The sequence below is a fragment of the Faecalibacterium sp. Marseille-P9590 genome (genome assembly GCF_017377665.1).
Taxonomy (GTDB): domain Bacteria; phylum Bacillota; class Clostridia; order Oscillospirales; family Ruminococcaceae; genus Faecalibacterium.
The window spans coordinates 75,865-88,264 of record NZ_JAFREF010000001.1; the positions used below are offsets into that span (position 1 = coordinate 75,865).

At 59.4% G+C, this 12,400-nt stretch carries 12 protein-coding genes; 3 read left to right on the forward strand and 9 right to left on the reverse strand.

The window, feature by feature from the left end; genetic code table 11:
- Nucleotides 1–123 precede the first annotated feature (123 nt).
- A complete protein-coding gene (locus J3349_RS00385; protein WP_207675940.1) occupies nt 124–1,851 on the forward strand; it encodes a carbon starvation protein A in 1,728 nt (575 codons plus the stop codon).
- An 81-nt stretch (nt 1,852–1,932) separates the two neighbouring features.
- On the opposite strand, the gene J3349_RS00390 is transcribed toward J3349_RS00385, so the two are convergent.
- From J3349_RS00390 to J3349_RS00410, 5 genes are all read right to left on the reverse strand, one after another.
- Entirely contained in the window at nt 1,933–2,478 is a 546-nt protein-coding gene (locus tag J3349_RS00390) for a GNAT family N-acetyltransferase (protein WP_207675941.1), read from the reverse strand.
- 128 nt (nt 2,479–2,606) lie between these two features.
- The gene (tsf, locus tag J3349_RS00395; protein WP_207675942.1) at nt 2,607–3,530 is read right to left on the reverse strand and encodes a translation elongation factor Ts; all 924 of its coding nucleotides are present in this window, start codon (nt 3,528–3,530) and stop codon (nt 2,607–2,609) included.
- Nucleotides 3,531–3,582: 52 nt separating this feature from the next.
- Nucleotides 3,583–4,305 carry a 30S ribosomal protein S2 gene (gene rpsB / locus J3349_RS00400; protein WP_015563994.1) on the reverse strand — a complete coding sequence of 241 codons (723 nt, stop codon included), beginning with the start codon at nt 4,303–4,305 and terminating at the stop codon, nt 3,583–3,585.
- A 200-nt stretch (nt 4,306–4,505) separates the two neighbouring features.
- Nucleotides 4,506–6,452: an LTA synthase family protein gene (locus J3349_RS00405; RefSeq protein WP_207675943.1), complete on the reverse strand. Its 1,947-nt coding sequence runs from the start codon at nt 6,450–6,452 to the stop codon at nt 4,506–4,508.
- A 138-nt stretch (nt 6,453–6,590) separates the two neighbouring features.
- Complete coding sequence (locus J3349_RS00410) at nt 6,591–6,884, reverse strand: YlmC/YmxH family sporulation protein (RefSeq protein ID WP_158394530.1); 294 nt, start codon at nt 6,882–6,884, stop codon at nt 6,591–6,593.
- Nucleotides 6,885–7,016: 132 nt separating this feature from the next.
- Between J3349_RS00410 and J3349_RS00415 the strand changes: the two genes are divergently transcribed.
- Nucleotides 7,017–7,628, forward strand: a complete 612-nt coding sequence (locus J3349_RS00415; RefSeq protein WP_207675944.1) for an HAD family phosphatase — start codon at nt 7,017–7,019, stop codon at nt 7,626–7,628.
- 68 nt (nt 7,629–7,696) lie between these two features.
- Here J3349_RS00415 and J3349_RS00420 read toward each other — a convergent pair whose 3' ends face one another.
- The 4 genes from J3349_RS00420 to J3349_RS00435 all read right to left on the reverse strand — a co-directional run bounded on the left by J3349_RS00420 (nt 7,697) and on the right by J3349_RS00435 (nt 10,772).
- On the reverse strand, nt 7,697–7,855 hold the full coding sequence (locus J3349_RS00420) for a DUF1540 domain-containing protein (RefSeq protein WP_149793449.1): 159 nt from the start codon (nt 7,853–7,855) through the stop codon (nt 7,697–7,699).
- 72 nt (nt 7,856–7,927) lie between these two features.
- Nucleotides 7,928–8,350, reverse strand: coding sequence for a flavodoxin (locus J3349_RS00425; RefSeq protein WP_207675945.1), 423 nt, complete (start codon nt 8,348–8,350; stop codon nt 7,928–7,930).
- Between the two features lie 178 nt (nt 8,351–8,528).
- On the reverse strand, nt 8,529–9,284 hold the full coding sequence (locus J3349_RS00430; protein ID WP_207675946.1) for a heparan-alpha-glucosaminide N-acetyltransferase: 756 nt from the start codon (nt 9,282–9,284) through the stop codon (nt 8,529–8,531).
- A gap of 93 nt (nt 9,285–9,377) precedes the next feature.
- Nucleotides 9,378–10,772: a nucleobase:cation symporter-2 family protein gene (locus J3349_RS00435; protein WP_207675947.1), complete on the reverse strand. Its 1,395-nt coding sequence runs from the start codon at nt 10,770–10,772 to the stop codon at nt 9,378–9,380.
- 743 nt (nt 10,773–11,515) lie between these two features.
- Between J3349_RS00435 and J3349_RS00440 the strand changes: the two genes are divergently transcribed.
- On the forward strand, nt 11,516–12,340 hold the full coding sequence (locus J3349_RS00440; RefSeq protein WP_207675948.1) for a hypothetical protein: 825 nt from the start codon (nt 11,516–11,518) through the stop codon (nt 12,338–12,340).
- Nucleotides 12,341–12,400 lie beyond the last annotated feature (60 nt).

Below are 12,400 nucleotides of genomic sequence, written 5' to 3' on the forward strand. Positions count from 1 at the left end.
CATGAGGACGGAGGCTTTTTTCACCCCTCCGGGCCGTTTCGCCTGCCCTGCTTTTGGGTACAGACGCTCTGTCTGGCACATTGCCGGTTGCCGGTGTGAAAGAAAGGAAAGAGGTATAAAGAAATGAATACGCTGGTCATCGTTTTGATCGCAGCCGTGTGTCTGTTCGGCGCTTATACGCTGTATGGCCGCTGGCTGGCCAACAAATGGGGCATCGACCCCACCGCCAAGACCCCCGCAGTCGTCCACGAGGATGGCCGCGACTATGTCCCCACCAACGGCTGGACCGTGTTTGCACACCAGTTCAGCTCCATCGCCGGTGCAGGCCCTGTCACCGGTGCCATCCAGGCTGCTGCTTTCGGCTGGCTGCCTGTCCTGCTGTGGGTGCTGCTGGGCGGCATCTTCTTCGGCGCTGTCACCGACTTCGGCGCTCTGTACGCTTCCGTCAAGAACGACGGCAAGAGCATGGGTATGCTGATTGAGAAGTACATCGGCAAGACCGGCCGCAAGCTGTTCCTGCTGTTCTGCTGGCTGTTCTGCGGCATCGTCATTGCAGCGTTTGCTGACATGGTGGCCGGTACCTTCAACGCCTTCGGCGCCGACGGTGCTCTGGCGGAGGCTGCTCAGACCAACGGCGCTGCCGGTATGGTCTCCATCATGTTCATGGTCTTCGCTGTCGTCTTCGGCCTCATCCAGAAGAAGTTCAACTTCTCCGGCTGGAAAGAGAGCCTCATCAGCATCGTTTTCATCGTGCTGTCCTTCGTCATCGGTGCGAACCTGCCCATCATTCTGGGCAAGGCTGCATGGAGCTACATCACCTTCGTCTACATCTTCTTTGCCGCTGTTCTGCCCATGTGGCTGCTGAAGCAGCCCCGTGACCACATGACCACCTTCATGTTCGTGGCCATGATCATCGGCGCTGTGGTCGGCCTGCTGGTCGCTCATCCCACCATGAACCTGCCCGTCTTCACCGGTTTCACCAACGAGAAGCTGGGTACCATGTTCCCCATCCTGTTCGTCACCGTGGCCTGCGGTGCTGTCTCCGGCTTCCACAGCCTCGTCTCTTCCGGCACTTCCTCCAAGACCGTCGAGAACGAGAAGGATATGCTGAAGGTCGGCTATGGCGCCATGATCCTCGAGAGCCTGCTGGCTGTTCTGGCTCTCTGCGTAGCCGGTGCTGCTGCCGCTGCTGACGGCACCCCCGCCGCCGGCACTCCCTTCCAGATCTTCAGCCGCGGCGTTGCCGGTTTCTTTGAGATGTTCGGAGTCCCCGCTTATGCCGCTACCGTCTTTATGACCATGTGCGTTTCCGCACTGGCTCTGACCAGCCTTGATGCCGTGGCCCGCATCGGCCGCATGAGCTTCCAGGAGCTGTTCAGCGTGGACGACATGGAGCACGCTGAGGGCTGGCGCAAGCTGCTCTGCAACGTCTACTTCTCCACCTTCATCACTCTGGTGTTCGGCTTCATCCTGACCAAGATTGGCTACGCCAACATCTGGCCCCTGTTCGGTTCTGCAAACCAGCTGCTGAGCGCTCTGGTCCTGTCTACCCTGTGCGTCTTCCTGAAGGTCACCGGCCGCAGCAACAAGATGCTCTTCCCCCCGCTGGTCATCATGCTCTGCGTCACCTTCACCGCTCTGGTGCAGCGTCTCATGGCGATGGTCAAGGCCATCAGCAATGCCGCTTCTGTCACCATCCCTGCCGGTGAGACTACCTGGGGCGCTGTGTTCATCGCCAACGGCCTGCAGCTCATCCTGGCTGTGCTGCTGATCGTTCTGGGCCTGAACATCGTGTTCCACTCCTTCTCCGCCTATAAGAAGGCAGAGCACAACAGCGAGGCCAAGGCCTGATCCATTGACCGCTGCTGACTGAATAAGCAAAGCGCCGCTGACGGCTTCCGAACCGTCGGCGGCGTTTTTGTTCTGTTCCGGTTACAGCATCTTCACCATGATGATCTCATCCCGGTAGGTGCCGTCCTTCAGCTTAAAGGCCCGGGGCTGGATGCCATAGCGCTCAAAGCCGAACTTTTCATAGAGATGGATGGCACGGCTGTTATCGCTGTACACCCCCAGCTCCAACTGCTCGAAGCCGTTGGCCCGGGTCTGGTCGATGGCAAGCTGCATCAGGTAGCTGCCCAGGCCGCAGCCCCAGTATTTTTGTTCAATCGAGATGCCCATATATGCACGATGGCGATATTTCAGCATACTCCGAACACAGCAGACACCGATACGCCCAACCTGCTCTTTCCCGTCGAATGCACCGACCTCAAAGTCAAAGGGACTCTCCTCGCAAGCTGCCAGACTGGCTGCCGTTTCCGGACTATAAACACATTCCTCCGGGTAACGCGCCATAAAGTGTGTCTCACCGGAGGTCATGCACTTGAATTTGATGTGTACCTCAGCATCTGCGGCAGTTACACTGCGGACGAGCAGTGCTTTTCCGCTGGGCAGCTCATATTCTCTGGGTTCGATCTTCATGATTTCTTCTCCCCTCTTTTATATAGCCCTTATAATAGCACATTCGCCGCGCAAACACCAACAAAAAGAGCCGCAGCGCCCTGTTACAGGCACTGCGGCTCTCGTATGCTTCAGCAGTAGAAGCTGGCTTACTTCACCATGCTTGCGACTTCAGCAGCGAAGTCGTCAGAACGCTTCTCCAGGCCCTCGCCCTTGACGAAGTGGGTGAACTTGATGACCTTGATCTCGCCGCCCAGGTCCTTTGCGACCTTGGCAGTGTACTGACCGACGGTCATGTCGCTGTCCTTGACGAACTCCTGATCGACCAGGCAGTTCTCCTTGAAGTACTTCTTGATCTTGCCCTCGATCATCTTCTGCTTGACAGCATCGGGCTTGTTGGCGTTCTTCGGGTCGTTAGCCATCTGAGCGAGGAGGATCTCCTTCTCCTTGGCGACGACCTCAGCGGGGACAGCAGCCTCATCGACGTAGCTGGGGTTGGCAGCTGCGACCTGCATGGCAACATCCTTGCCGTATGCAGCGAACTCGTCCTTAGCCTCGATGCCGTTGGAGGTCTCGAAGTTGACCAGGATGCCGTGGGTGCCGCCGCCGTGGACGTATGCAGAGCAGACGCCCTCGTAACGGACGAAACGGCGAACCTTGATGTTCTCCTTGATGACCAGGATGAGGTTCTTCAGAGCCTCATCGACGGTCTCGCCGCTCTCGGTCTTGCATGCCATCAGAGCCTCGACATCAGCGGGGTTCTGCTTCATGATGACCTTGGTGGCCTCCTTGACGAAGGCGACGAACTTGTCGTTCTTGGCGACGAAGTCGGTCTCGGCGTTGACCTCGATGACGACGCCCACCTTGCACTCGGGGCAGTAATCAGCGTAGACCATGCCCTCGGCAGCCACGCGGCTTGCCTTCTTGGCGGCGGTAGCCAGACCACGCTCACGCAGGATCTCGATCGCCTTCTCGAAGTTGCCGTCAGCCTCGGTCAGAGCCTTCTTGCACTCCATCATGCCGCAGTCGGTCTGCTTGCGCAGTTCCATAACGTCCTTTGCAGTAATAGCCATTTTGGTATTCTCCCTTACACAGTATTTGTTGGTTTGTGAGAATTTCGGGAAATCAGGCGTTTGCTGCGTCCTCAGCGGGAGCGGCCTCCTGGTTGCCCTGCTTGCCTTCCAGCACAGCGTCAGCCATAGCGCCAGCGATCAGCTTGACAGCGCGGATAGCGTCGTCGTTGCCGGGGATGACGTAGTCGATCTCGTCGGGGTTGCAGTTGGTATCAACGATCGCAACGATGGGGATGTTCAGCTTGCGAGCCTCAGCAACAGCGATGCGCTCCTTGTGGGGGTCAACGATGAACATGGCCTTGGGCAGGGTCTTCATGTTCTTGACGCCGCCGAGGTACTTGTCCAGCTTCTCCATCTCCAGCTCGAGCTTGGCGACTTCCTTCTTGGGCAGCAGCTCGAAGGTGCCGTTGTCCTTCATGTTCTGCAGCTGAGCCATACGGTCGATGCGCTTGCGGATGGTGCGGAAGTTGGTCAGCATACCGCCCAGCCAGCGAGCGTTGACGTAGTGCATGCCGCAGCGCAGAGCCTCGTCACGGATGGACTCCTGAGCCTGCTTCTTGGTGCCGACGAACAGGATGTCGCCGCCCTCAGCTGCAACTTCCTTCACGTAGTTGTAAGCCTCGTCCAGCTTCTTGACGGTCTTCTGCAGGTCGATGATATAGATGCCGTTGCGCTCGGTGAAGATATACTTCGCCATCTTGGGGTTCCAGCGGCGGGTCTGGTGACCAAAGTGAACGCCTGCCTCGAGAAGCTGCTTCATAGAAACGACTGCCATAGTAAAATTACCTCCAAAATTTGTTTTGCCTCCGCACACCGTGATCTGCCGCCGTATCGGACGGTTGCAGACTGCCCTCCACCCTCTCGGGCACAAAAGGGCATAGTGATGCGTGTGTAATGCTAAGTAATAATAGCACAAACCTCTGGCCGTTGCAAGGGGTTTTCGTGCTTTTTTCTAAAAAGAATCGTAGTTTTTCGTCAATCTGCGCCCTCGGCGATGCTCTCGAGGCCCATCCGGCTCAGGGCATAGCCTTTGCCGAACATGAGGTCGTACTGGAGCAGCCAGTGCTCATCGCTCCACTTCTGCTGCAAGGGGGTCAGCTCGTTCGAGGCAGTGCCGTCCTTCTCCAGAATGGTGCCGCGGGTGTTGGCCCGGTAGGCGGCCCGGAGCTGACGGCCAAGGAACTGGAAGTAGGCGGGCTGACGCAGGCCGAACAGCTCCATCATCACCGGCGAGATGTCGTAGGCGGCGATGGTGCCGAGGTCTACCGCGCGGTCGGAGTAGTTCGACCACATCAGCAGGGTGGTCTGATGGAGGCGGGGGTCGGCGCTGGAGCCGCTGGCATAGCCGCTGCGGGTGTAGATGTCGTAATTGGAGTCGATGGGGTTGTAGTGGTCGCCCCAGAACACGAGGATGACCGGCTCGTCCACCTGCGAGAAGTAGTCCGTCAGCCTGCCCAGCATGGCGTCGGCGTCCCGGATGCCGGTGGCAAAGTCTTCCAGCGCACCCACGGTGCTGGCCTTGAGGCCCGCCGGGGCTTCGGTGACTTTCACCCGCTGGTCGTCGGGGTAGTTATCCTTATTATAATTGGTATGGTTCTGCATGGTGACGGCGTGGAGGAAGATGGGGGCGTCGGACTGGGCCTTCATGGTCTCGTACTGGCCGATGATCTGGTCTGCCATGGAGTCGTCGGTGACGAGGCCGGTGGTCCAGTAGTGGCGGCGCACCTTCTGGACGCCGTGCATCTTCTCGAGGCTGATGAAGTCGTCGAGGCCGAGGTTGGGGTAGGCCGTGTCGCGGCTCCAGTATCTGGCCCAGAAGCAGTGGACCGCCGCCGTCTGATAGCCCTGGGTCTTGAGGTAGCTGGGCAGGGCGAACATGGGTTTCGTCACGTGCTGCTGGTAGGGCTTGCTGCCGCTGGGCAGATAGGACACCGAGTAGCCCGTCAGGGCCTCGAACTCCACGTCACAGGTGCCGCCGCCGAAGCTGGGGCTGTAGACCCGGCCATAGGCGCTGGTCTGCTGCAGAGCGTGGAGGTTGGCCGAGACGTCGGTGTCGAACTGGAAGCCGTACTGTTCCAGCTCCGAGACGTCCCAGTAGGACTCGTCCATCACGTAGAGGATGGTGGGCTGCTTCACCTGTTCGTCTGCCGGGGTCTGGGCGGCGTAGGAGCCGGGGTAGACCGGGCTGGTGGTGTACTTTTCCCCTGCCTCCACGTCGTCGAGGATGGCGTTGATGGCCTCCTCGGAGTAATCCTCGGGCTTGTCGATCTCCAGATTCGTCAGGTTGGTGAGGAAGCTGGTGATGACGCCGTAATAGCGGTAGTAGCGGTCCTGCATCCATGCGTCGGGCAGGATGCCCAGCGACTGGGTGACGGCAGGCTGCAAAAACACCCCGAAGATGAGGGCGCAGGTGGCCGCTGTGCTGGCCGCAAAGCCCGCCAGACGCTGCACCCACGGCAGCTTCTGACGCCCCCGGTAGAGGAAGAAGGAGCCGACGGTCAGAGCCAGCACCACGACGCCGGAGACGACCATGCTCTTCTGGACGTGGATGCCCGCCGCGGAGGCCACGCCGGCCGCCTCGGACACCTGCATCAAGTCCCACGGGAGGAAGGGCTCGCCCCGGAGCTGCAGGATGTAAAAGTCCACCGTGGCGGGCAGACAGCCCAGCAGGGCCGACAGGAGGGTGGCCAGCGGGGCGAAGCGGGTGAGCCAGTCCACCGCCATCCAGACGAGGAAGAGCAGCCCCCACGCCAGCAGGTAGGCTTCTGGGTGGGGGAAGATGTACTGCACAAAGGTATCTCCGCTCAGGGTGCCGCGGGCGATGTACTCGGTGAGCACCAGAAACAGAAGGGTGGCCGCAGGCGGAAACAGCAGCCGCGCCCCGTGCAGCCGGAGGGACGCAGCACTCGGATGGTGTGTCATAAAGAAGTTCCTTTCACTTCTGCGTTTTTCGTATTATTTGAAGCTTATTTGAGGCGGCAGACTCCGCCCCAGTCCTCTATTATAATCATCCCGCCTCCAAAATCCAGCCCTGACGGACAAAAAACGGGTGAAAATCTTTCATCCGTTCAGCCACTGATGCAATTTATCCAGCAGTCCCCCGTGGGAGGGCGGCGGGGCGGGGATGTCCGTCCGCACGAGGATGGCGTCCAGACCGATGCGCTCGATGTCGGCCCACGGGATGGTCAGGGTCTCGTCCCGGCCCAGCAGCCCGAAGAGCCGGGGCCGCCCCAGCAGAAGCAAACTCCCGATGCGGGCCGTGTCGGCGTCCAGCTCCACATCGTCCACCCGACCAAGGCAGGCCCCGTCCTTCAGCTGGACGACTTCCTTGCTGCACAGCTCCCGAAAGGTCATCTCCCCCGCCCCCTTACAGTCCCATCCTATGCCGGTACGGGCCGGACGATGCAAAAGGGCTGGAAAATACTGCCCCGGATGTGCTATACTGGGCGCAGTGCAATCCCAACTTTTTTTAAAGAGGTATCATCGATGTATAAAAATATCGTGTTCGACTTCGGCGGCGTCATGGTGGATTTCGACCCCCACAAGTACCTCATCGACCTGTTCGGGAACCGGGGGCTGGAAGAGGAGGTCTACGACCTGACCTTCGGCAGCAGAGAATGGCGGCTGCTGGACGCGGGCCGCATCACCCGCCGGGAGGCCAACGAGCGGATGCTCGAGCGGGCCAGAGCCGTGGGCCGGGGCTTCGAGGTGGAGGGCGTGCTGGACGACTGGATGAGTATGCTCCGTCCCCGCCGCCGGATGCAGACGCTGGTGGCGCAGCTCAAGCAGCGCGGCTACTGCGTCTACTACCTGAGCAACATCCCCGAGGACGTGCTGGACCTGCTGATGCACCGGGACTTCGAGGGTCTCTTCGACGGCGGCGTGGCCTCCTGCGAAGTGAAGATCAACAAGCCCGACCCCCGCATCTATCAGGCCCTGCTGGACAAGTACCATCTCCGGGCCGATGAGTGCATCTTCATCGACGACCGGGCCGACAACCTCGTAGCCGCCAGCGCTCTGGGCTTCGGCATCTACGAGATGCACAACGTGGGCACCCTGCTGCGCAGCCTGCCCACCTTCGGCGTCAGCCTCCACTAAAGGCACAAATGATAAAAGACCCCTGCCCGGCAAGGCCGTCGGGCAGAGGTCTTTTTGTTGCGCAGGGCTTACTTCTTCTCGTAGCTCTGGCAGTAGTGCGGGATGTCCACCTGCTGAGAAGAGCAGGTGCAGCGCTCCGTCACCGTGATCTCGGGCAAGTCACACTTGCAGCTCCCCACGTTGTGGCGGCACTCGCAGACATCACAGCGGACACCTGTGTTTTCCATTCATTCATCACCTCTTTGTCCCTAGGTTGCCCCAAAGACGCGGGATGATGCAGGATGGGCCGGTGTTATTTTTTACCAGTTGGCCAGATCAGCGCCCAGCTTGCGGCAGGCAGCCTGAACGTCGTCGTCGGGCGTTTCGTTGCAGACGAGGCCCTCGTCGCTGAACAGCTGTGCGCCGTCCTCTTTGGCGCGCTCGCACCAGTCGCGCATCCACTGGCCGTCGCCCCAGCCGTAGGAGCCGAACAGAGCCACCTTCTTGCCGTTCAGAGAGCCTTCGAGGCCCGCGAACATCGGCTCGAACTCGCTCTCCTCCAGCTGCTCCGCGCCCATGGCCGGGCAGCCGAAGGCCACCACGTCATACTCGCCCAGCTTTGCTGCGTCCATCTCGGCGCAGGGGACGATGGCGGCGGCAGCGCCTGCACCCTCCGCGATGCAGTTTGCCATGGTCTCGGTGTTGCCGGTCGCGCTCCAGAATACGATTGCTACTTTGCTCATAATGTTCAGCCTCACTTTTGATTTATTGGGTTAGCTGCTTCTAACTTTTTGCTCCATAAAAATGCGTCGGAAGCAGGCTCAGACGCATCTCTTTAGTTAGATTTCTCTAACCGTCCATAGGATACCACAGCGCCGCTGCTTTGTCAAGCGGTCACAGAGGCTAACTTTTCCAGAAGTTTTACCCCGCTCTCACCAGCCGGAACGCCACCGTCAGCACCCCCAGGATGACCGGCTGATGGAGCAGATAGAGCACCAGCGAGTGACGGCCCATCCAGCCCAGCGGCGGGCAGACCGACCGGCGCAGCGGCGCGAGGCGTCCGCGGCCCACGAGGTGGTGGAGGAAGTACCCCGCCCAGAACAGAAACAGCCAGGGCAGCAGCGGGAAATAGTCGGTGGAGAAAAAGCTCTTCGGCATAAAGCCCAGATAGGCCGTGGTGTAGCTGGCGTAGAGGGCCTGCGGCAGGACCAGACGCCCGCCCGGCAGGTTCCAGAAGCCGTTCATCGTCGGGTAGGTCACCCAGAACAGCAGGGCGCTGACGGCCACGCCCGCAGCGGGCGGGACACGGCGAAACAGCGGGTCCAGCGCGGCGGTGAGGAGCATGGACGAGCCCAGCAGAGTCAGCACCCCGAACCACACCACGTCCTCGGGCAGGAAGAGCAGGGTGACGGCTGTGACCAGCGCCCCTGCCCCGAAGACGACGGCTCCCCGCCGGAACGGATGATGCCCCAGCGGCAGGCAGAAGCCCGAAAGCAAGATGAAGACCCAGCAGATGCTCTGCTGCCACACAAAGCCCGGGCGTCCGGTGTACCACTTCTGGACCACGCCGAAGAGGAACACCACGTCCCACATCCCGTGGTAGAGCATCATGCTGATGAGGTCGAGTCCCCGCAGCTCGTCCAGAAGACGATAGCGGGCGGCAGTTTGCGGTTCCATAGAGTCCTCCTTCCCTCTTCCTGATAAGACTAGGGAAATTATAGCACAAAAAGACCTCCCTGCAAAGACAGGGAGGCCGCAGTGCTTCAAAATTTACTTCTCGTCGCGGGGCAGCAGGCAGTTGAGCAGGATGGCCACGAAGGCGGCAGGCACGATGCCGCTCTCACCGCAGATGAGCTGGACGAACTGGGGGGTGTTGGCGAGGATCTTGGCGTTTGCACCCATGCCGTAGCCCACGCCCAGCGCCACAGAGACGATGGTCAGGGTGCGGGGAGTCATCTTCTCCTTGGTGATGAGCTGGATGCCCGACACCACGATGGAGGAGAACATCATGACGGCAGCGCCGCCCAGAACGGCCTGCGGCATGATGGAGATGAGTGCGCCCAGCTTGGGGATGAGGCCGCAGAGCATCAGGAAGATGGCGCCGGTGGCCAGTGCGCCCCGGTTGACCACCTTGGTCATGGCCACGAGGCCCACGTTCTGGCTGAAGGAGGTGTTGGGCAGGACGCCGAAGCAGGCGGCGACGGTAGAGCCGAGGCCGTCGCAGATGATGCCGCCGCTCAGCTCCTTATCGGTGGCTTCGCGGCTCATGCCGCCCTCCATGACGCCGGAGATGTCGCCCACCGTCTCCACGGCGGTGACGATGAACATGATCATGACGGGCAGGATGGCGCGGAGGTCGAAGACGATCTTGACCGGCACCAGCTTCGGGATGGCGAACCAGCTGGCTTCAGCGACCTTGTTCCAGTTCAGCACCCATGCTTTGGTGAACTCCACGCCGTCGGCGGTGACGCCGGTGGTGGGCAGGACGAAGCCCATGACGATGGCTGCCAGATAGCCCGCGACGATGCCCACGAGGATGGAGGAAGAGCTGAGGAAGCCCTTGGTCCAGTGCTTGAAGAAGAGGATGACCACCAGCACAAAGACGGCCAGCAGCAGGTTCTCCACCGAGCCGAAGTCCTTGGCTGCGTTGCCGCCGCCGAAGGAGTTGACGCCCACGGAGATGAGGGACAGACCGATGGACAGCACGACCGTGCCGGTGACCACCGGCGGGAACAGCTTGCGCAGGGGCTTCAGGAAGACGCCCAGCACGCTCTCGAACAGGCCGCCCAGAATGGATGCGCCCATCATGGCGCCGTAGGCCGTGACGTCGCCGCCCATGGTGGCAGCCACGCTGTTGAACACGCCCAGAAAGCCCGAGCTGGTACCCATGATGATCGGCACTTTGCCGCCCACAGGGCCGAGGCCGTACAGCTGCACCAGCGTGACGATGCCCGCCACGAACATGGCGTTCTGCAGCAGGCTCACCTGCAGGTCTGCGAACTCACCGCCCGCGAGGCCGCAGGCGCTGGTGATGATGAGCAGCGGGGTGAGGTTGCCCACGAACATGGCGAACACGTGCTGCAATCCCAGCGGGACAGCGTGGCGCAGCGGCATTTTCGCCTCAAACTCATATGCCGAATTTTCCAGTTCAGCGCTTTTTATCATATCCTGGCTCCTTTACTTCACTTCAGGTTTTTGTAACAAGCATAGAAAATTATAGCAGACCGGAACCGGGAACGGTAGGGCTTTTTCGAGTTTTTATTCATATTTTCGTCATAAGTCGTACTTCTACGCCCCCAGCACAAGCACAGAGGGCAGGCTTCCCTTTGTACAACCTCTCAGTCTGCTTCGCAGACAGCTCCCCTAGTAGGGGAGCCTCTGGCGAAACCGTTCACTTTGCGGGGACTGCCAAGGCCTCTCCTACTAGGAGCAACGGCGACGACCGCCGCCAGTGGCGGAAACAGGGAGGAGCTGTTGGGGCCGCGGCCAGCAGGATGCGAGCAGCAGCGAAGCAGACGCTGGGAGCCGCAACCCGGGCAGTGGCATCGCGCAGCGATGACGGAGAGGTTGGACTAAGACAGAGCCTTTCCTTTGTAGGAAAGTCCGGCTCGTGGCATCGCTTCCTGTATCTTTTTGCCGAAGTTTATGGTATACTTATTTTGCACGCGGTGGAAACGCTGCTGCGCTCCCGGGCAAAGCCGGAGTGAATCAGCCGACAAACGGCAGATCTGTTTTGGCAGGGGCTTCGGTCAGGATGGTCAGAACCTCGGGGACCAGATCAGGGTACTGCCGCAGGATAGCAAGGATCTCTTCATTTGTCATCATGCCCAAGCGCTCCTTTTTGTTGTATTTATAATTTTATGTTACAACAGCTATAAGCTGAAATCAAGAGGAAAGAGGCAAATCAAATGAAAATTACAGAAAAATGCAAAGTTATTGTGGCAGGCAGCCTTGTGGCCGCTCTGATGGCAGGTACTGCATTGCCTGCGCTGGCCGCCAGCCCCGCCGGGGACGTTCCTTTTGCGGTGCTCGCGCAGCAGAATAGTGCTGTGACCCCGGAGCAGGTAGAAGCGCTGATCAGCCAGATCGGTACTGTCACGCGCAGCAGACGCGCGGCAATCGTGGCCGCTTTGGATGCCTATAACCAGTTGGATGATGCAGGAAAAGCTGCTGTCACCAATTTTGGTGTGCTGGCAGAAGCACAGCAGATTCTTGGTATTCAGGATGCACTTGCAAAGTGCAATGTCAACTACGATGCAGTAGAAGACTGCTGGGCGATTACAACCCCGCATGATGACAGCATCGATAAGCGCAAGACGTGTGGCATTGGCCCCAACCTTTATATCTGGGACAAGGGGAACACGATTGTTTTCTGGGAAGATTTTACTTACATGGGCTCTTCCGAGCTGGATATCGATGACATCATTCTGCGCGGTGGAGATTATAAGTACACTTACATTTGCGATTATGATAACTCCGGTTATGGATACGACAAAGAGCTTGGTAAATGGTTTGCATGGGCCACCTTTGAAATGGAAGACAGTGAAGTCGAATGGTTGCGAAACCTTTTGAGTGCCGATACCGTTATCATGCGTTTCGAGGGAACGGATTATAGCAAGTTTGATTACACATGGACGGTGCAGGACCGGCAGGCAATCACCGATATTATTGACCTCTATAATCTTCTGAAAGCAGTTACACCGGAAGTGCGTGAAAAAGCACTGCGTAACTAATACGTTCGGCCTAGGGAATAGAAGCTTGGAAGAAAAAGTCTCTTCATGCCAGTGAACAGG